The organism is Nocardia sp. NPDC004278 (assembly GCF_053602975.1).
In genome coordinates, this window is record NZ_JBSGEQ010000006.1 from 345,486 (window position 1) to 364,979 (window position 19,494).

General features: G+C 66.2%; 22 protein-coding genes. 13 read left to right on the forward strand and 9 right to left on the reverse strand.

All coding sequences use genetic code 11. The features are described from left to right. Positions 1–85: 85 nt before the first annotated feature. Genes ACWEO2_RS12530 through ACWEO2_RS12540 form a run of 3 tightly spaced genes read right to left on the reverse strand, consistent with a single transcriptional unit; the run spans position 86 to position 2,197 of the window. Positions 86–748, reverse strand: a complete 663-nt coding sequence (locus ACWEO2_RS12530; RefSeq protein WP_452405389.1) for a histidine phosphatase family protein — start codon at positions 746–748, stop codon at positions 86–88. Continuing rightward, the gene (pheA, locus tag ACWEO2_RS12535; protein ID WP_354958663.1) at positions 745–1,659 is read right to left on the reverse strand and encodes a prephenate dehydratase; all 915 of its coding nucleotides are present in this window, start codon (positions 1,657–1,659) and stop codon (positions 745–747) included. Before pheA ends, ACWEO2_RS12530 begins: the two co-directional genes overlap by 4 nt. 10 nt (positions 1,660–1,669) lie before the next feature. Further along, complete coding sequence (locus ACWEO2_RS12540; RefSeq protein ID WP_452405390.1) at positions 1,670–2,197, reverse strand: hypothetical protein; 528 nt, start codon at positions 2,195–2,197, stop codon at positions 1,670–1,672. A 186-nt stretch (positions 2,198–2,383) separates the two neighbouring features. Between ACWEO2_RS12540 and ACWEO2_RS12545 the strand changes: the two genes are divergently transcribed. The 5 genes from ACWEO2_RS12545 to ACWEO2_RS12565 all read left to right on the forward strand — a co-directional run bounded on the left by ACWEO2_RS12545 (position 2,384) and on the right by ACWEO2_RS12565 (position 7,346). Beyond that, positions 2,384–3,145, forward strand: a complete 762-nt coding sequence (locus tag ACWEO2_RS12545; RefSeq protein WP_452405391.1) for a DUF2470 domain-containing protein — start codon at positions 2,384–2,386, stop codon at positions 3,143–3,145. Positions 3,146–3,821: 676 nt separating this feature from the next. Next, a complete protein-coding gene (locus ACWEO2_RS12550; protein WP_452405392.1) occupies positions 3,822–4,610 on the forward strand; it encodes a CPBP family intramembrane glutamic endopeptidase in 789 nt (262 codons plus the stop codon). A 108-nt stretch (positions 4,611–4,718) separates the two neighbouring features. Then, positions 4,719–6,167, forward strand: a complete 1,449-nt coding sequence (locus ACWEO2_RS12555) for an LCP family glycopolymer transferase (RefSeq protein WP_452405393.1) — start codon at positions 4,719–4,721, stop codon at positions 6,165–6,167. A 10-nt stretch (positions 6,168–6,177) separates the two neighbouring features. Continuing rightward, the gene (locus ACWEO2_RS12560; protein WP_354958658.1) at positions 6,178–6,726 is read left to right on the forward strand and encodes a ferritin; all 549 of its coding nucleotides are present in this window, start codon (positions 6,178–6,180) and stop codon (positions 6,724–6,726) included. 71 nt (positions 6,727–6,797) lie between these two features. Beyond that, positions 6,798–7,346 carry a ferritin gene (locus ACWEO2_RS12565; RefSeq protein WP_354958657.1) on the forward strand — a complete coding sequence of 183 codons (549 nt, stop codon included), beginning with the start codon at positions 6,798–6,800 and terminating at the stop codon, positions 7,344–7,346. Between the two features lie 295 nt (positions 7,347–7,641). Here ACWEO2_RS12565 and ACWEO2_RS12570 read toward each other — a convergent pair whose 3' ends face one another. From ACWEO2_RS12570 to ACWEO2_RS12585, 4 genes are all read right to left on the reverse strand, one after another. Further along, a complete protein-coding gene (locus ACWEO2_RS12570; protein WP_452405394.1) occupies positions 7,642–8,565 on the reverse strand; it encodes a DUF5926 family protein in 924 nt (307 codons plus the stop codon). Between the two features lie 244 nt (positions 8,566–8,809). Then, positions 8,810–9,577 carry a glycerophosphodiester phosphodiesterase gene (locus ACWEO2_RS12575; RefSeq protein ID WP_354958655.1) on the reverse strand — a complete coding sequence of 256 codons (768 nt, stop codon included), beginning with the start codon at positions 9,575–9,577 and terminating at the stop codon, positions 8,810–8,812. Continuing rightward, positions 9,574–10,614, reverse strand: a complete 1,041-nt coding sequence (locus ACWEO2_RS12580) for a DUF4328 domain-containing protein (protein ID WP_452405395.1) — start codon at positions 10,612–10,614, stop codon at positions 9,574–9,576. The genes ACWEO2_RS12575 and ACWEO2_RS12580 overlap by 4 nt, the downstream gene beginning before the upstream one ends. A gap of 21 nt (positions 10,615–10,635) precedes the next feature. Beyond that, complete coding sequence (locus tag ACWEO2_RS12585) at positions 10,636–11,007, reverse strand: rhodanese-like domain-containing protein (RefSeq protein ID WP_452405396.1); 372 nt, start codon at positions 11,005–11,007, stop codon at positions 10,636–10,638. Between the two features lie 574 nt (positions 11,008–11,581). On the opposite strand from ACWEO2_RS12585, the gene ACWEO2_RS12590 reads away from it, so the two are divergent. Then, on the forward strand, positions 11,582–12,193 hold the full coding sequence (locus ACWEO2_RS12590) for a hypothetical protein (protein ID WP_452405397.1): 612 nt from the start codon (positions 11,582–11,584) through the stop codon (positions 12,191–12,193). 53 nt (positions 12,194–12,246) lie between these two features. Here ACWEO2_RS12590 and msrA read toward each other — a convergent pair whose 3' ends face one another. Next, positions 12,247–12,954: a peptide-methionine (S)-S-oxide reductase MsrA gene (msrA, locus tag ACWEO2_RS12595; protein WP_452405398.1), complete on the reverse strand. Its 708-nt coding sequence runs from the start codon at positions 12,952–12,954 to the stop codon at positions 12,247–12,249. Between the two features lie 262 nt (positions 12,955–13,216). Here msrA and ACWEO2_RS12600 point away from each other — a divergent pair, with 262 nt between their 5' ends. The 5 genes from ACWEO2_RS12600 (at position 13,217) to ACWEO2_RS12620 (ending at position 16,498) form a co-directional block, all read left to right on the forward strand. After that, positions 13,217–13,840: a superoxide dismutase gene (locus ACWEO2_RS12600; protein WP_354958666.1), complete on the forward strand. Its 624-nt coding sequence runs from the start codon at positions 13,217–13,219 to the stop codon at positions 13,838–13,840. A 295-nt stretch (positions 13,841–14,135) separates the two neighbouring features. Continuing rightward, positions 14,136–14,663, forward strand: coding sequence for a peptidase (locus ACWEO2_RS12605; protein WP_354958651.1), 528 nt, complete (start codon positions 14,136–14,138; stop codon positions 14,661–14,663). 238 nt (positions 14,664–14,901) lie between these two features. Next, positions 14,902–15,099, forward strand: coding sequence for a hypothetical protein (locus tag ACWEO2_RS12610; RefSeq protein WP_452405399.1), 198 nt, complete (start codon positions 14,902–14,904; stop codon positions 15,097–15,099). Between the two features lie 14 nt (positions 15,100–15,113). Continuing rightward, positions 15,114–15,587 carry an N-acetyltransferase family protein gene (locus ACWEO2_RS12615; RefSeq protein WP_452405441.1) on the forward strand — a complete coding sequence of 158 codons (474 nt, stop codon included), beginning with the start codon at positions 15,114–15,116 and terminating at the stop codon, positions 15,585–15,587. Between the two features lie 92 nt (positions 15,588–15,679). Continuing rightward, positions 15,680–16,498, forward strand: coding sequence for a methyltransferase domain-containing protein (locus ACWEO2_RS12620; protein ID WP_452405400.1), 819 nt, complete (start codon positions 15,680–15,682; stop codon positions 16,496–16,498). A 253-nt stretch (positions 16,499–16,751) separates the two neighbouring features. Here ACWEO2_RS12620 and ACWEO2_RS12625 read toward each other — a convergent pair whose 3' ends face one another. Next, positions 16,752–17,519: an SDR family NAD(P)-dependent oxidoreductase gene (locus ACWEO2_RS12625; protein WP_452405401.1), complete on the reverse strand. Its 768-nt coding sequence runs from the start codon at positions 17,517–17,519 to the stop codon at positions 16,752–16,754. Positions 17,520–17,696: 177 nt separating this feature from the next. Between ACWEO2_RS12625 and ACWEO2_RS12630 the strand changes: the two genes are divergently transcribed. Continuing rightward, entirely contained in the window at positions 17,697–18,575 is an 879-nt protein-coding gene (locus ACWEO2_RS12630; RefSeq protein ID WP_452405402.1) for an SDR family NAD(P)-dependent oxidoreductase, read from the forward strand. A 35-nt stretch (positions 18,576–18,610) separates the two neighbouring features. Further along, positions 18,611–19,288, forward strand: a complete 678-nt coding sequence (locus ACWEO2_RS12635) for a TetR/AcrR family transcriptional regulator (RefSeq protein WP_452405403.1) — start codon at positions 18,611–18,613, stop codon at positions 19,286–19,288. Positions 19,289–19,494 lie beyond the last annotated feature (206 nt).

Below are 19,494 nucleotides of genomic sequence, written 5' to 3' on the forward strand. Positions count from 1 at the left end.
TGGGTGGTGCTGTCCCGCGTCACTGGATCGAGGGAGACGGCCGTCCGGCAATAGCACTGGAACTCGCTCAGCGTGTCGAGAGGATTCAGCCCATGGGGTCGTCGGCGGTGGGGGCGACTTCGTAGCCGAAGGGTGGGGTGAAGCGGCCCCAGCGGGTGCATTCCCAGCCGCCGATGGCGCGGGGGAGCAGTTGGATGGTTTCGGTGTTGTCGAGGTGGTTGTTGGTGGTGAAGGGGGGAGCTACGCCGCTGAGAGTGCGGGAGACCAGGCGCATGGCGGCACCGTGGTTGACCAGCATGATGTCGCCGTCACTGCCGTCGGTGAGGTATTTGGTGCGGAGGTCTTCGATGATGGGGAGGAAGCGGGCGAGGACGTCGTATCCGGACTCGCCGCCGGGGACTCGTTCGGCCAGATCGCCCTCGTGCCAGGCGCGGTAGATCCGTAGGAATTGTCCGTGCGCTTGCTCGGTGTGCTGGCCCTCCAGTTCGCCGACCTGCACTTCGTGGACATTGTCGAGGACCTCGACGGGTACACCGGTTGCCGCCTCGATATACCCGGCGGTCTGTCTGGCGCGCAATGCCGCCGAGCAGAACAGCGCCTTGGGCGGTCTCGAGAGGCTCGAACCGAACGTCTTCGCTTGGGCCGCACCACGTTCGGTCAGCGGCAGGCCGGGCACCCGGGTGTCCAGGATTTTCGCGACATTGCCTTCGGTCTCGCCATGGCGGACGAGAATCAGCTTGCCTGTCATAGGTCGGTCACCCCCTTGCGCAGCTGGGTGAGCCACTCCGCGGCGGGCTCGTCGGAGGGCGGTGGGGTTCCGGTCGCCGAGGTCGCGGGCCAGGAGCCCAGGAAACGGATCCGCGCCGTGCGGTGCAGTGCCTTGAGCGCCTCGGCGACGGCGGTGTCATCGATGTGCCCGACACAGTCCAGATAGAAGCGGTAGACGCCCAAACCCGTTCGGGTGGGCCGGGATTCGATTCTGGTCAGGTCGATGCCTCGGGTGGCGAATTCGGCGAACGCGCGCATCAGTGAGCCCGGCTCGTTGGGTAGTTCGAGCACAATCGACGTGCGGTCCGTGCCGGTCGCGGGCGGTGCCACCCTGGGGCTGGTGACCAGTACGAAACGGGTGATCGCCTGCTCGTGGTCGGCGACGCCGGACACCAATGCCGTCAGACCGCGACGCTCACCGGCAAGTGCGGTGGAGACCGCGGCGTCGGCACGACCGGCCGCGACATCCTCGGCCGCGGCCGCATTCGATGCCGAGGTGTACAGCTCGACATTCGGCAGCGTGCCCGCCACCCACTGCCGCACCTGCGCCGCGGCCACCGGATAGGCGGCCAGGGTGCGGACATCGGCGAGCGTCGTCCCGGGCCTGGCCACGATCGTGAAACTCACCTCGAGTTCGGTTTCGGCGATGATCTGCAGCCGCGGGCCGATGGCGAGCGAATCCAACGTCGCCGAGATGGAACCCTCGACCGAACTCTCGATCGGCACGACAGCACCCTCGACATCGCCGGACCGGATCAGATCGAGCGCCGCACCTTGACTGGGCGCGGCAATCCGCTCGACCGGTCCGTCGAAGGCTTGCGAGGACTCGAGTTTGGCGAGGGCCATCTCGGTGAAGGTTCCGGACGGCCCGAAGTACGCGATACGCGGCACGGTTACGAGATTACTTGCGTGTGCTGAGGATGCTCAGAGTTCGAGCTAGATCGTCGGGCGCAGCGGTTTCGATCGCCAGCAATACATTGCGCGCTGCCTCGACCGCGGGCGGCTTCAACGAGGTCAGAAAGGCGATATCCGGCTGAGCCAGCGCCGCCCGGATATCCTCACCGCACAGCGCGGCAACCGTTCCCGCGACGATAGCCAGGGCGCGCTGCCCCTCGTCGGTTCGCGCGATGAAGCCACCATCAGAGTGTGCGATCTCGGCCAGAAAATCAGCCACTGCGGCATCGGGCTCAGCCGCATCGAGAATTCGAACGCCGGTCTCCCCGGCCCCGATCCCCCGCACCAACCCTTCGTCCAGACTGCGCCGCGCGGGCGTCGGCGCCGACAACGAAAGCAGCACCGGCTCCCCCGCCACTCCGTGCGCCGCCTGCACTCCATCCGCCATACCCCCACCGTAGCCGCGGCCGGTCACCGCGCTGGTGACATGGGTCTGCCCGACCACCCCGAATCCACCCAACCACTCCGGATCCACCGCGGGTCACCCGACAGCCGGTACCAGTCTCGTGCGGCGACCAGGCCCAGGCGTTGGCGAACACAGCCAGCACCGATGCGGCCGAAAGGTGCGGGAATCCTCAGGATCCAGCTGACGCGAACGGTTGCGGAAAATTCGGCGGTGACTTAGCTTAGGGTAACCTAATTGAGATGCTTGGAGGTCTGCATGCCGAACCCGACCGTCGCACCGTCTACCGCCGAGCGGGTTCGGAGTGCGTGTGCCCATGCGGAGCAGGCGGTGCTGGCGATGCCGGGCATCGATCCGACGCCGATCTCGGTGCATCATGTGCGGCAGTGCGGTGATGCTGTGATCGCGGTGCCGACCGCATCCATGGCCGCGGTGCTGGCCGGGAATTCCGGAGAGAGCGGCGCCCCCGCGGTGCTCGAGCTCACTGATCACGCACCGCTGCCGCTGCGGGAACCGGTTCGGGCGCTGGTGTGGCTGCGCGGCTGGGTGCGGGCGGTGCCGATGCAGGCACAGCGGGCGCTGGCCACCGAGGTGGCCAAGGATCATCCGCATCCCGACCTGCTCGATGTCGGGTACACCTCGACCCTGCTGCGTGTGGTGATCAATTCCGCAGTGGTGGCCGACTCCACCGGCGCCGAATCCGTCTGCGTCGACGAACTCCGGCTGGCCCAACCGGATCCGTTCTGCGCCCTGGAATCGGCCTGGCTGCAGCATATGGACGCCGACCACGCCGATATCGTCGCCCAACTCGCCCGCCACCTGCCGCCCCGCCTGCAGCGCGGCACCGTGCACCCACTGGCCATCGACCGCTACGGCCTGACCCTGCGCGTCGAAGGCCACGACGGCGACCACGACTTCCGCCTCTCTTTCAACACCCCCGCCGATAACATCGAATCCCTGAGCCGCGCCGTCCGCACCCTCGCAGGCTGCCCCTTCCTCAACGGCCTGCGCCGCATCTGATCCGAACGGCGCACCGGCCACGCAAAGCGATCAGCCGCCACCCACGCAATCACCTCCCCGACCGCCGTCCGCAGCCTCGCGCAGTGCGCCCTTCTAACGACCTGCGCCACACCCCGACCTGCACCAGCATGCTACGGCTGAGCACGTCGATGGGCATCCATATGCAAAGGCATCAGCTGCCAGCCGTGCACCACCTCCCCGAGCCGCACCACCCCCACCCTCGCGCACTGCCTTGCTCGACGGTCTGCGCCACCTCTGACCCGGCCGCCGCACCCGCGCGGCCGAAATCGCTGCCAAGATGCGTACAACAGCGGCGCGATCGGATGCCCTCCCGCGTATTCACCCCAACGCGAGCCGTCTGCTCGCACGCATTCCTCGTGGCATGCGCCATATCCGACCAGCCCACGCCGCCGCACCCAGGCCGTCGAGATCGCTGCCAAGATGCGAACAACAGCAACGCGATCGGATGCCTCCCGCACTCACTCGTGTGACTCACCCCTTCGTCGCCGTCGTCCGGCACAACCAGCAATCGCCTTCGACAAGCAAGAACAGCACTCCGGCCGAACCAGCACAGGTGGGCACCTCGGCCGACCGGTAGGCACGCCCAGCAGCGCACCGATCGCTACGCGACACGTGGATCACCCGCGCAGGAGGTATGGGCAATAGATTCGGACGCATGCGTGCAGAGACCGGTCCCGATCGGGACGAGCCCGTGAGCGATCGGGAGCGGCTGGGGATACGGCTCGAGATCCTGGTCGTTCTGGTCGTGACCTTTGGGCTGAGTGGGCTCAATGCGGCGCTGTCGCTGCTCGATAGTGCATTGTCGCCGGGTGGCGTCGGCGGGCGGACCGTTGCGCTGAATCCCACGCGAGCGGCGCAGTCGACCATCGATCTGCTGTTCCAGTTGCTCAGCGCATTGCGTTTGGGCGGATGGGCCGCCCTGGGGCTGTATCTGTTGTGGCGCAGCGGAATCGGGCCACGAATGATCGGGTTGGCCCGGATTCATTGGCGTTCCGATGTGGTGCCGGGCCTGGTGCTGGCGGCCGTCATCGGGTTGCCGGGGCTCGGGTTGTATCTGGCCGCACATGCGCTGGGGTTCAGCGTGACGATCGTGCCGAGTTCGCTCGGTGACCACTGGTGGCGATTGCCCGCGCTCATTCTGGCAGCGTGTGCGAATGCGGCGGCGGAGGAGATCGTCGTGGTGGCCTATCTCATTACCCGGCTGCACAGGCTGGGTTGGTCGGAGAACCGATCGCTGCTGGCCTCGGCGCTGCTGCGGGGCAGTTATCACTTGTATCAGGGCTTGGGCGGTGGGCTCGGGAACCTGGTGATGGGCTTGATCTTCGGTCGGTTCTGGCAGCGCACGAACCGGCTGTGGCCGCTGGTTTTGGCCCACGCCACCATTGATGCGGTCGCCTATATCGGCTATACATTGCTGCGCGGTCACGTTTCCTGGTTGCCGTAACATACGCGGGTCCGGGCAGCGAATTATCGAAGAGCGCTCATCCGAGCGAACGAACCAGCGGCCGCTCGTCAAGCCCCCCGACGGCCCACGATAAGTAAAGTCTGAATGATGAACGGCGACGACCCCCAGCGCTACGAGCGGACGCGGCGGGCGCCGCAACCCTTCGGAAACCCGGGTGCGCCGTCCAAGCCACCGCAGCGACGCGAACCGCACCACCCGGCTCCGGGCCGTGATCCACACAGCCAGCCCCCGGGTCGTCGCGAGCCGCACCCGCCCGGACACGACCCCGGGCGCGTCGAACGCACCAAGGTGATCCGACGCGACGGCTCGAACCACCCCCAGCCACTCGCGTACTCCCAGGTGCCACCGGAGCCCGCCGCGGCACAGATGCCACCGCCGCCCCGCAGGCCTGGGCGGACGCACGCACCGACCCAGCAGCCGCAGCCGTACCGCGATCCCCAGCACCGCGGTGTGCCCGGCTACGCACCGCCGCAGCAGCCGCAGCCGTATCGGGATCCGCAGCAGCTGCGCCCGCGCCGCGAGGTCCCACCGCCGCCCCCACCCTCGTTGCCACCGGCGCGGCGGGAGCGCGAACCGCGGCCGCCGCGCCGCCGCCGCAAACTGCACCTGTTCCGCTGGTTCCTCGTGCTGTTGGTGGTGCTGGTACTCGCGGTGGTCGGCGCGATCGTCAAACTCGACGGTTCGCTCAATCGGATCGACGCACTCGCGAATTACGCCGACCGCGTCGGCGATACCCCCGGCACCAACTGGCTGCTCGTCGGCTCCGACGGCCGGGCCGGGCTCACCCCCGAACAGGAACAGGCGCTCGCCACCGGCGGTGAGGTCGGGCCCGAGCGCACCGACACGATCATGCTGGTGCACATCCCGAAATCGGGCGCGACCACCCTGGTCAGCCTGCCGCGCGATTCCTACGTGAGCATTCCGGGCCACGGCAAGGACAAGCTCAATGCCGCCTTCGCCTTCGGCGGCGCGCCGCTGCTGGTGCAGACCGTCGAGACCGCCACCGGAGTGCACATCGATCACTACGCGCAGATCGGCTTCGGCGGATTCGCTGGCATCGTCGATACGCTCGGCGGCATCGATATCTGCGTGCCGAAGGCCATCGACGATCCGCTCGCCGGCGTCGATCTGCAGGCGGGATGCCAGACGCTGGATGGGCCGCAGGCGCTGGGTTTCGTGCGCAGCCGCGCGACCGCCCTCGCCGATATCGACCGGATGAACCACCAGCGCCTGTTCATGGCCGCCCTGCTGAAGAAGGCGACCAGCGCTGGCACACTGGCTAATCCCTTCACACTGTGGCCGCTGGCCAGCGATACCGCGAAATCGCTGAAGGTCGATAAGGGCGATCACATCTGGAACCTCGGCCAGCTCGGCTGGGCAATGCGCGGCGATACGGTGGCGACCACCGTTCCGATCGGCGGGTTCACCGATACCGACAGTGGCAATGTGCTGCTGTGGGATAAGCAGAAGGCGGGCCAATTCTTCGACGACATCGCCAGGGACCAACCGATTCCGGAAGATCTGCTGACGAGGTAGCGTCGGGTCCATGCCGGACACCGACGCAGACGAGCCCTTCCCCGCCCTGCTGCGCGACCAGATCCGTCGTGGCTTGACCGCCGCGCAGCAGTATCTGGCCGCGGCCGTCTACTTCGATTCGAATCGCCTGCCGCAGTTGGCAAAACACAGCTACAGCAAGTCCGACGAGCACCGCTCGCACGCCCTACGCATGGTGCAGTACCTCCTGGATCGCGATCTGGAGGTACAGGTGGGCGGCCTGGATGACGTGCAACCCACCTTCGAATCGCCGCGTGGGGCCGTCGTCTTCCTGTTGGAATCCGAACGCGCCCGCAACGCGCAGATCTCCGAACTGGCTCGGACCGCCCGTGCCGCAGGCGACTATCTCGGCGAGCAGTTCATCCAGTGGTTCCTCAGGGAACAGGTGGAGGATGTCGCCGGGATGACCACGTTGCTGACGGTGATCGACCGTGCGGCAGGTGATCTGTTCGATGTCGAGGACTTCATCTCGCGCGAGCTGCGCACCACACAGCGCGCCGACATGACCGCACCCAAAATGGCGGGCGCGCGCCGAAATTAATTAGGCAATACTTGCCTCAATAAGGCTGCACTTGGATGACACGCGCCCTGACCAGCGCTAATGTCGCAACTATGTCCAGCCATCCGGAGTCCCCCCGCAGCAAATTCCACGGCCTGCTCCACGACCAGATCCGGCATGAATTCAATGCCGAACATCAATACATCGCGATCGCGGTGTGGTTCGACAATGCGGATCTGCCACAGCTGGCCAAGCGTTTCTATGCGCAGGCGGTCGAAGAGCGCAATCACGCAATGATGATCGTGCAGTACTTCCTCGATCGGGATATCAGCGTCGAACTTTCCGGTATCGACCCCGCGAAATCCCATTTCGAGAACGCTCGCGAACCGATCGCGCTGGCCCTCGCACAGGAAAAGAACGTCACCGATCAGATCATCCAATTGGCGAGCACGGCCCGCGAAGAGGGCGATTACCTGGGTGAACAGTTCATGCAGTGGTTCCTGAAGGAGCAGGTGGAGGAGGTCGCCAATATGACAACCCTGCTCACCATCGCCGATCGCGCCGGATCGAACCTGTTCGACCTGGAGGATTTCATCGCCCGCGAAATGAGCGGTCCGAGCGATACTTCCGGGGCCCCGTCCGCGGCGGGCGGCAGCATCTAGTCCGCGATTTCCGAGAGCGAAACAGGGTCGGCTCGCCGCGACGAGCCGACCCTGTCGCTGTTATTAGAACGCGGGGCACGCAACCCCCGCTATCAGCAATACGACTTACTTGGCACTCATGGTGCTGAGCAGCGTCTTGAGCAGCGTGAGAATGGCGTCCATGATGTTCCCTACTTTCCTCATCATTCGGTGAGAGTGTCCCTCACCACCACCAGCTTTCGGTGATGCAGTGAACCTAACCGAGTGCGATTAGAAAGGGGGGTGTTTCACAAAATTCTCTGTGATTTTTTTCGAATCACCGAAGGGTGACCTGACGAGACCGCAGTCCGTCGCGGGACCGACGCTCGTCCGCCGAGAGCGGAGCGGTATCGGCCAGCGCCGCCACCAGTCGGTCACCGAACTCGATCGCAGGTTTGGTCCATTCGCTGGCATGCAACTCCGGGTCCAGATCGAAAACCGGCACCAGCAGGCCGTGCGTGCGGAACGAACCCGCGAAACGCGAACCCTCGCCCAGCTGCAATCCACCCGCGGCGTGCAGCCGGGCCAGCGCCAGCATCAGATCGTCCTCATGCTCCGGACGAACCCAGCGCACATGCGCCTTCTCACCCGCGTCGACCCACCAGGCGGCACCAATGGCATCCGGACCGAGATCCAGTCGCGCCGAGGGCATGATCGCCTGCTTGGCCTGTTCGATGGTCGCGGCGACCTGCGGATCGGGCTGTACGCCCTCGGGCACCCACCAGTCGAAGTCCTGGTGCACGGTCAGCTCCAATGCCGCGTCCGGGTCGATCACATCGGCCAATCGCGGTCCGCCCGCAACACTTTCGGCCGCGGTCAGCGATTCGCCCGGTTCAGCGGACTGCGTCCAGAGGATGGCGGCCGCGAGGTCGGCGGCCGGATCCACACCCTGGAACTGCACCTGCGCGGCGACATACCCGGTCGGCGGCTCGCCCGCCCGCACCAATGCGGCGACCGCGCCCGGCAGCACCGTGGCGAGCACGACGGAACGCTCCGCCGCGATATCGGCCGATAGCTTCAATGTCGCGGTCGCCGACGGCACGAACTCGCGCAGCGCCACGAGATCGCATTCCGCGGCCAGCCCCTGGAACGGACGCGTGACGGCCTGCGCCGCCTGCTGTTCCAGGGTGGCCCGCCGCTCGGCGAGACGCTGGGCCCGGTTCCCTCCGGGCTTCGGACTATTGCGCTTGCTTTTACCCACGGCAGGTCAAACTACATGGTGCGGATCGATATGTGCCGCGCGCCGCTCTGAGTCATTTGCTGCGCTACGCGCTGCGTCTTCGCCGCACCCGATGCTTCGACGACTCGGCTGCCTTAAATAGCCATGACTTCGCGCGACCGAATCGATGACCGTGCTTATGCCCGGCCGCGAACGGTCGCTGGTGAGAATCGCTCTGCGAGTGGCTGCGCTGCCACGAAAAGCTATGCGGCCGAAGCAATTCGACTCAGGCGGCCGCCAGCAGCGCCTTGGTGCGGGCCGGGTGGTTGGTGGCGACCCAGCTGACGCCGAGATCGGCGCACAGGCGCACATCGTCGGGGTCGTCGACGGTCCAGCAGTAGGTGGCGCGCCCCGCCGCGGCGGCCTTGTCGACCAGGTCCGGATGCTCGCGCAGGGTTTTCACCGAGGGGCCGACGGCGGTGGCACCGACCGTGGTCGCGGCGCCGCCGCCCAGGTAGCGCGATGATTCGCCGAGTAGCACCGTCGGCAGCAGCGGCGCGGAACGGCGGATCCGCCAGACCGCGGTCGCCGCGAAGGACATGACCACCGCGCGGGAGTGATCGGCGGAGGCGGGGGTGGCGATGCCGAAGCGTTGGAGTTCGGCGAGCAGCTTGTTCTCCACCAGCGCGCCGTAGCGCACCGGATGCTTGGTCTCGATGAACAGCTTGGTCGGCCTGCTGCGCCAATCCAGGACCAGCTCGATCAATTCGCTGAGAGTGAGCACCGAAGCCGGTTCGCCCGCCGCGCCGAAATCGAGGCCCTTGAGCTCATCGAGGGTCAACTCGCTGACCAGTCCGGTGCCCGATGAGGTCCGGTCGACGGTGCGGTCGTGCACGCAGACCAGGTGCCCGTCCCTGGTCAACCGGACATCACACTCCACGCCATCGGCGCCCTCCTGTAGCGCCAGCTCGTAGGCGGCGAGCGTATGTTCCGGGCGCGCCGCCGAGGCTCCCCGGTGCGCGACGACGAACGGTGCGCGACTGCCCTGGCTCACTTGGCCAAAACCTCCTCGTGCTCACGGTGCGGTGTAGTTGTCTCGGGCATGTCCACCGGCTCGGCGGCTTGCTCTTTCACGGCGCCACCCGGCTGCACGGGTTCGATCACCGGCACCACGGGGTCGACCGCCATCACCCACCGGCGCGCGATCCTGGTGCGGCCGAACAGATCACGACCGGTGATCGACCGCTGCACCCAGAGGGTGAGCACCGCGACCGCCGCGGCGGCGAGATCGGTGAACGCGGCGAACAGCACACCATCCGCCTTGGCCTGCAGGGTATCCGCGGTCCGCCACAGCAGCGCCGCCACCGTACACACCGCGCCGAGCAGCCATCCGAGCCACCAGATGCGCACGGCCCGCAGCGCCCGGGGATCGGCGCGCACGGTGACCAGCTCGGTGAGGAAAACGCCGGGCCACAACAGATTCACCACCGGAATCAGACAGCCGAGCGCGAGCATCCGGACCGACCGCGGGTCACGCCGTCCGGCCTCGGCGAAGGCGGTTCGACGCGCCTCGATCAACCAGCCGAGCAGCGCGAGCGCGCAGACCAATCCGAGCACCAGGCCGACCAATGCGGACAGCCACACCATCACATCGGAGAAGTGCAGCAGCAGCGACGGGATCAACCGGGTGCGGTTGCGCAGCAGAATCAGGTAGCGCCCGAGTTCGGCGCAGGCGGCGACCGCGAATACCCCCGCGGTTGCGATGAGCAGCGCACCGGCCCGGTTCGTCAACCGGTCCAACGGCCGCTGGACCTCGGCGGCGGATTCGACCGGCGGATCCACCAGACCCCAGCGCGGAATCTGCTGATACCGCGGAGTTTCCAGGGACGGCCGCGGCCGGCTCGAGCTCGGCCTGCGGATGCGCTGATCGGGGCGGCGTGCCACCCAGCGGTAGTTACGCCGCTCGGCGGGTGCATCGATGGGCGCCGGTGACAACAGCACGCCACGGCAGCGCGGGCACCAGTGCATCGGGGTCGTCTGCACGGCCCAGCGCGCGCCACAGCGCGCACAAGGTTGTACCACCGTACTCATGGCGCCCCTTACTCTCTCGCCTCAGTAAATCTTTGCCTGGTGATCGCCGTCCGCGACCAGCGGACGGCCCGCCCGCTGCCAGGCCACCATGCCGCCGCTGACGTTGATCGCCTCATATCCGATGTATGTCAAGTACTTGACCACCTCGAAGGAGCGGCCGCCCTGTCGGCAGACCACATAGAGCTGGGCGTCGTAATCCAGCTCGTCGACTCGCGCGGGCACATCGACCATCGGGATATGGATCGCTCCCGGCGCGTGCCCGAGGTCCCATTCGTCGTCTTCGCGCACATCGAGCAGGATCGCCCGCGGCATGTCCGCGGCGACCTGCTCGGTCTGATCGAATTCGCCCGGCACGGCTTCCACCGGCACCGACGACACTTCGGGGCTCGTCACGCTTCGATCCTGCCATGGGTGGCGCACCGCGGGGGAGTTCCGGGCCCGCTGCGCGGGGGATGGACGGGGCACTTCACGGCCTCGACATCGGCACGTTACCTCAGGTATGTTCTGTGCTTCCGGATCCGGTTCGACGCCCGCTCCGGGGCCGCTTGTGCATATCCTCGGTCGAAGTTATCCACATAATCCACAACTTGATCCACAGGCCTCAGCTATCGAATAGCACACGAATCACAGGCCTTTAGCTATCAAGAAAATGTTGGGAGAATTGGTTCTACGAGGGTCGATGCGACTATCAGCGGATCGATGACGCCACAATTCCAGGTTGCTGATAGTCCGCTCGACGCTCTTCCGGGCGATCCGAAGACGCGCGCTGGCGGTACGAACGACCGATCCGAGACTCCCCTCCTTGCCATCCCGGAGCGGTCATTCGCCGCGGCTTCGGGAACTGAGGCTGTGCAGTCCCGATATCTACTTGGACGCCGCTGATCGCCGATCGGTTCCGTAAAAACGAGAACACCGACGAAAAACTGAAATACCGGGTTCCCGCAGGTGGTGTCGGTAGCCTGGGTGCATGGATGTGAGCAGGGGGCTTCTCGACGGAATGGATACGACCGAACTCGACACCGCACTCTCCGAGGCCGCATGCCTAGGGCTGCAGGTCGATACCGAAAACGCACAGCTGAGTCTGGATCTGGAGGTTCTTACGCTTCCGGTCGAAGGACCCGCACCGCAGGACTATCGCGTGAAGCTGACGTTCACCGGGGTCAGCCGGGTCGCGGCCTCGCTGCGCACTCAGCATTGGGACGATCTGGCCCCCACCGTGCTGCCGCTGCAACTGGACGGCCTGGACAAGGCCATCCGCAGCTTCGGCGGCGGACGGCTACACGGCTGGGAATTCATCGATCTGGACGACAGCAGCTGGGTGCACTGGAGTGAACTGCTCAGCTTCGACACCAAGATCGACTCGCACGCCTCCGCGCATGTGCTGGAGTTCTCCCAGGAGGAGGGCATCGATCCGCGCGAACTCGACGTACGAGTCTGGTTCGACAGCATGACGATTCACGACGCGAACGGCACCGAGATCCCGGTGGCGCAGTTCATCGCGGGAGGGGTGCGCTGGTGGCAGGCGCATGACGCCGGCGATCCGCGGACCATGCGGCCCGGAATCGTGCCGCAGCTGTAAACATCGTCGAAATCGCCTACCGCACACCCGGTCACCGGGTGTGCGGTCGTATTTCAGGCCCCCGAACCGACCGGACAGGTGACACCGGTGGCATGCACCGGGCAATAGCCGCCCGGATTCTTGGCGAGGTACTGCTGGTGGTAGCTCTCGGCGTAATAGAACCCGGGCAGCGCGTGCCGCGGATCGGTCGCACCCAGTCCGGGCAGATCCGTAATCTCGGTGGTGATTTCGCCGTAGCCGACCGCGGCGAGTCGCTCGCCGTAGACCTGTGCGGTGCGGTGTGCGAGCTGTGCCTGCGCCGGATCGACGGTGAAGATCGCCGAGCGGTACTGGGTACCGCGGTCATTGCCCTGCCGCATGCCCTGGGTCGGGTCGTGGTTCTCCCAGAATTGCTGCAGCACGGCGCCGTAGTCGATGACCGCCGGATCGAAGACGATCAGCACCGATTCGGTGTGGCCGGTTCGCCCGCTGCACACCTGTTCGTAGGTCGGATTCGGCGTGTACCCGCCGACATAGCCGACCGCGGTCGTGTACACGCCGTCAAGTCGCCAGAATTCTTGCTCCGCACCCCAGAAGCAGCCCATCGCCAGCACCGCGACCTGCAGGTCTTCCGGAAATGGCGGATGGATCGGGTGACCGTTCACATAATGGATATCCGGCACCGAGATTGGGTCGGGGCGGCCGGGCAAGGCCTGCGCCGGCGTAACCATGACCGGCTCGGGTAGACGGAAGCGTCCGACCAGTTCGTCGTACCACGACATGGTTCGATGCTAGTCCGCCTCCCCGAATCTCTTGGCCGATGAGTTTGGTACCCCATCAGGTCTATACCGGACCACCGGTGGGGTAGATGGCAGAGTTAACCCATTCCGACGAATTACCCATGTGCTCACGAAAACCGGTCGTTGCGAAGGCAACCGGAATGAGGGGGCACAGGGTGAGGTTGGAACCCATCGGGTGTACGAATGATGGTTGGATGTGCTCGACGACGAGGGCGCACCCGGCCCGACATTAGGAAGGGACATCGTGGCTGAGTACACGTTGCCAGATCTGGATTACGACTACAGCGCCCTGGAGCCCCACATCTCCGGGCAGATCAATGAGATTCATCATTCCAAGCACCACGCTGCCTACGTCGCGGGCGTCAACGCGGCCCTGGAGAAGCTCGAGGCCGCGCGCGAGGCGGGCGACCACGCCGCCATCTTCCTGAACGAGAAGAACCTGGCCTTCCACCTGGGCGGACACGTCAACCACTCGATCTGGTGGAAGAACCTCTCCCCCAACGGTGGCGACAAGCCGACCGGTGAGCTGGCCGCCGCGATCGACGACCAGTTCGGTTCGTTCGACAAGTTCCGCGCGCAGTTCACCGCCGCGGCCAACGGCCTGCAGGGCTCCGGCTGGGCGGTGCTCGGCTATGACACCCTCGGCCAGAAGCTGCTGACCTTCCAGCTCTACGACCAGCAGGCCAACGTGCCGCTCGGCATCATCCCGCTGCTGCAGGTCGACATGTGGGAGCACGCCTTCTACCTGCAGTACAAGAACGTCAAGGCGGACTACGTCACCGCGTTCTGGAACGTCGTCAACTGGGAAGACGTGCAGGAGCGCTTCGCCCGCGCCATCGGCCAGGCCAAGGGCCTCATCTTCGGCTGAGTCAGCTCACCTTCGGGCCCGCGAACCCGCCATCCGAGGCGACCGGTTCGCGGGCCCGATTGTGTTTTGTGGCTCGGCCTCGGCTCAACGCTGAGACGTTCGATGCCTCGTGATTCAGCGCATCGGCGTACCTCAGGTTTCGAGCGAAGCGAGTCGAGCATGCGCCGCTCGCGGCCCCGGCCAGAAGCACTAGCACTCTTTGGTACTTGTGTGCCAGGTGAGTATTGGCGCATTCTCGGGAATCCACAGTTCGAGGACGGGCAACGCCGCCCCCGGTTCCATGACGGGAGGCATCATGCATACGAATGGACCCATCGGCATCACGCCGTTCCATGCCCGCGGATCGCTGCGGGGGTTCGTCATATCCGGCCGCTGGCCCGATACCACCAAGGAATGGGCGCAGGTGCTGGTGCTCGCCGTGCGGGTGGCATCATTTCCCGGATTGCTGACCACCTCGACCGTCTTCGGCGTGCGCGAGGAGCTGCCGGATGATCCGGCGCCCGGCACCGTCGGCCTGGTCCTCGCCGAGGGACCGGTGCTCGGTGAGCAGGCGCTGGCACCGGGTCGTTTCGCCGACCACGTGCCAGCGGCCCTGCTGATGCTGCATCCGCCCTCGGAGACCAGGCCGTCACTGCCGGAATGCGTGGGCGCGGCATCGGGCTGTGTGCTGCTGCCCGGCGTCCCGCACCTGGGACTCGAGCATCGCGCCGCCTGGGCCGAGGCGGAATCCGACGGCACCGTCACCTCCCTGGTCAGCCGGGTCGGTCTGGACCCGATCAGCGATCCCGACACCGCGGTGCTGGCCATGCTGCTCGCCGCATAGGCGGCACCGACTCCCCACTTGTAGAGATCCTGTGGCGGATCTGTCGAGATGTGGTGGGCTGCGGCGGATTACTATCTGGCGCTCGCGGAGTTGGGCCGCTACCTGGACCGCATCGGTCGCGCCGCCTGGCGCACACCGATGAGACCTTCGGCTTGCATGCACTGTGCGCGGTCGGCGTCTTCCTCGGCCGCTGGGTTTCGACAGTTGGGAACCGGTGGTCCAGCCGCCCTTCGAATGCATGATGCTCGCACTGACCTGGTCCTGGGCGCCGATCCGCATTGCGGTCGTCTTCGTGGTCACCGCCATCGGGCATCTCGTCACCAAGGCGATCGCCGAAGCGGCGGTGGCGCCTACGCGCATCGGAATGCGCTGGATTCGCGGAGGGCGGAGCGTGATAAGGCCAACACCACGCAATGCGAGCAATTGCGCACAATGAATAGTGTGCAGAAAGTGAACGGGCCGGTGATCCGGGCCGCCCGTGCCGATGACTATGACGCCATCGCAACCGTCATCGATGACTGGTGGGGGCGCTCTGTGCTATCCCACCTGCCGAGGTTGTTCCTCGATCATTTCCATCGAACCAGCCTGGTCGCCGAGGTTCCGGTGACGCGGATGCGGGAACCGACCGATTGGCTGGCCGGATTTCTGATCGGCTTCCTCTCGCCGTCCGAATCCGATGAGGCCTACATCCATTTCGTCGGCGTTGATCCGCAGTCGCGCAAGAGCGGCCTGGCTCGCGAACTGTACGAACGGTTCTTCGCGATCGCCCGGGCGAACGACCGGCACATCGTGAAGGCGATCACCTCGCCCGGCAACGACGCGTCGATCGGCTTCCATCGACACCTCGGTTTCACGGTCACCGGCCCGGTGCGCGACTACAACGGACCGGGCCACCACCTGATCACCTTCGAACGCAAGATCTGATCCGCTTCGCGCGCAGCGAGATTCGCCCGTGTTGGTGGGTCCGCGGGGTGCGGCACGGTTTAGCCTTGGACCGTCGAAAGGATTGTCAGCAGATGTCTGGAAACCCGCTTGCCGCCGCTGAACCCTGGGATCTCGTTGCCGACGGATACGCTGAATTCGGCCCGTCGATCATGGCGCCCTTCTCCGCGCACGCACTCGAACTCGCGGGTCTGTCGGCGGATTCGCATGTGGTGGACGTCGCCGCGGGGCCGGGCACACTGAGCCTGCCTGCCGCCGAACGGGTGGCTCGGGTAACTGCCATCGACTTCTCGGAGCCGATGCTCGAGCGACTCGCCGAGGACGCGCGGGCGGCGGGGCTGACCAATATCGAGGTGAGCGTCGGCGATGGACAGGCGCTGCCCTTCGACGATGATCAATTCGACGCGGGCTTCTCGATGTTCGGGCTGATGTTCTTTCCGGATCGGGCCAAGGGTTTCGCCGAATTGTTCCGAGTGCTGCGCCCTGGCGCCATCGCCGTGGTGTCGAGCTGGGCGCCGGTGGCCGAATCGCCACTCATGCGACTGATGTTCGGGGCGTTCGCCGCCGCCGACCCGTCCATCCAGGAGCCCCAGCCCAACTTCCTCAACCTGGAGAATCCGGAGGTCTTCGCCACCGAGATGCAGACCGCGGGCTTCGCCGGGGTGAGCATCCAACGGCATACCAGCGCACTCGTTTTCGCCAGCTCCGACGAGATGTGGGAAACCATGATGCGCAGCAGCGCGCCGCTGGTGCTGATGCGGCGCACCGTCGGAGAGCAGGTGTGGGCCGAACGAGCCGAGATCATGCGCGCCTACCTCGCCGAGCACTACCGCCCGAATATGCCCCTGTCCACTACGGCATTCCTCGGCATCGGCCACAAACCGAACCGGTAACCCCCTGCTCAGCCGAGGAATCGGTGAGCGCGGCGACAACTGCCTCGGGCTGCTCTTCGGCAAGGTGGTGACCGCAGTTCGCGATCTCGCGCACCTTGACATCGGTCGCCTTGGCCGGCAGGAGATCTCGCAGCGCCGGGGTGATCTGGACGCGCGGTTTCCCGGGCTGTCGGATCTGGTGCTCAGTCGGTCATGACAAACGCCCCGCCATGCAGACGGATGGCGGGGCGTGGTTGCCTTGCGGCGCAGGCAGTTAACGGGGGGCCATGCGCAGGGCGCCATCCATGCGGATGGTTTCGCCGTTCAGGTAGTCGTGCTCGACGATGTACTGCGACAGCTGGGCGTACTCGTCGGGGCGGCCGAGGCGGGACGGGAAGGGCACACCGGCCTCGAGGCCCTTGCGGTACTCCTCGGTGACACCGGCGAGCATCGGGGTGTCGATGATGCCGGGGGCGATGGTGTTCACGCGGATGCCGAACTGCGCCAGGTCGCGCGCGGCCGGGACGGTCATGCCGTGGACGCCACCCTTGGAGGCCGAGTACGCGATCTGGCCGATCTGGCCCTCGAACGCGGCGACCGAGGCGGTGTTGATGATGACGCCGCGCTGGCCGTATTCATCGACGGTGTCGGTCTTGGCGATCGCATCGGCGGCCAGGCGCATGACATTGAAGGTGCCGAGCAGGTTGACGGTGATGACTGTGCGGAACAGCTCCAGATCGTGCGGGCCGTTCTTGGACAGGATGCGTCCGGCCCAGCCGACACCGGCGCAGTTCACCACGATGCGCAGCGGCACACCGGATTCCACGACCTTCGCGACCGCGGCGGAGACCTCGTCGTTGCTGGTGACGTCGGCCGGGATCAGGGTGACGCCGTCGGGCACACTGTCCCCGGCCCGCTCGATGGATTGGGGTACATCGAGTCCGAAGACGGTTGCGCCGAGATCGGCGAAACGCTTGGCAGTGGCGGCGCCGAGGCCGGATGCGCCTCCGGTGATGATGGCGGCGGAACCCGAAATCTCCACGATGGTCCTCTCGTTCGTGACAGCCAGTTGGCCCTTCGTCAATTTGCACCCTAACGGGTCCTATGTGAGAGCCCGATCACGGCTCCCTGACACTCGGAGCCCACCGCGCACAACGTGGTCGAATAGACAGAAAATTATTTGCGAACATATCTGTTCACAGCTGGTATCGTCGCTGGTATGAAGCTGTTTTCCGCCGCGTCCGTGGCCGGGCGCCGGATTCTGATCACTGGAGCGGCGCGCGGTATCGGTGCCGCATTGGCACGCCAGTTGCACGCGAAAGGGGCCAAGGTCGCCCTACTCGGCCTGGAGGCCGACCTACTCGCCGAGGTGGCGCACGAATGCGGAGACGCACCCTGGCGGTATTGCGATATCGCCGATCACCTGCAGGTCGAGCGGGTGGTGAACACGCTGGTCAGCGAGCTCGGCGGACTGGATGTGGTGGTGGCAAACGCCGGGGTGGCGAAGCAATTGGCACTGCTCGGCGGGGATCCGCAGGTCATGGAGGAGACGCTGGCGGTCAATGTGCTCGGGGTCTACTACACGCTGCGCGCGGCGGGACCGCACATCTGCCATCCGAACGGATACGCGCTGGTCGTCTCGTCGCTGGCGGCCGCGGTGAATCTGCCGCTGGTCGGGGCGTACAGCGCGTCGAAGGCCGGTGTGGAGGCGCTCGGCAATACGTTGCGCCATGAGATCAGGCATACCGGGGCCAAGGTCGGGGTCGCGTATTTCGCCGAACTCGATACCGATATGACCTCGCGCGGTTTCGGTACCGCCGCCGCGCGGGCCATCCTCGGCCGGTCGACGGTCTCGGGGGTGGCGCCACTCGGTCCCGCGATCGATGCGGTCGAGCGCGCCATCGCGCGACGGAAACGTCAGGTCGTTTCGCCGTGGTGGGTGGCGGTGGCGCTGCCCTTCCGGCCGATCGCGCAGCGCGTCATCGATATCTCGCTGCGTCGCGGAGTGGCGCGGGCATTGGAGATCGCGCGTACCGAAGAGGCGCCGTTCACCACCGACCAACCGGCCCGCCCCCGCAAAATGGACCGACCGGCATAGCCGGACACCGTACGACCGACCATCGGAGCCACCGCATGCCCCCATCCGCCAGCAGCGCCCGCCAACTCCCCCGGGGCAGACACGGCCTGCCGAGGGAGGAGGTGATCGCCTCGCAGCGCGAGCGGATCCTGAGCGCGATGGCCGAGGCCATGGTTGAGAACGGATACGTCGGGACCTCGGTCGCGGCCATCCTGAAGCGGGCCGGGGTGTCGCGGGAGACCTTCTACGAGCAATTCCGTTCCAAGGAGGACTGCTTCGAGGCCGCCTACGAGCGGGCCGTCGAGCTGCTGATCGCCAATATCGCCGATGCCATCAGTGGGCCGGAATCCGATGCCGAGACCGCGGACCCGGCCGATCCGGACCGGTTGGGCCGGATCCTGGAGGCGTATTTCGATGGGCTGATCGCCGAACCCGCATACGCCCGGCTCTATCTCGTCGAGGTATACGCGGTGGGTTCGAAGGCGGTCGCCCGGCGCGCCGAGCTGCAGGAATCCTTCGTCACGATGATCGCCGATGTCCTCGACGCCCGCACCGAACAGCAGCACTTCGCCTGCCAGACCCTGGCCGCCGCGGTCAGCGCGATGGTCACCGCACGCATCGCCGTCGATGATCTGGCCGGACTTCGGGCTCTCCGGGAACCGCTGTTGGACCTGCTGCGCCGCAGCGGCGATCTGTACGGCGAGGCGATGTCGCACTCTGCGGTGCGTGCCTGAGCGCTCGCAGCGCAGCGGCGAGCTGGCGCCGCTGATGGCGCGATCCAAGGTGCGCCACGATCGGATGTCAGCGCATCACGGTTAGCGGGTTGCTCGACAGCGCGATCCGAGGTGCCTGCCGCAACGGTGCATGCCCAATGCATCGCCCGGGCCACCGAACAGCGCCGCCGCCGGTGGCACGCCCGCCGATTCACCGAGGTCGCCGC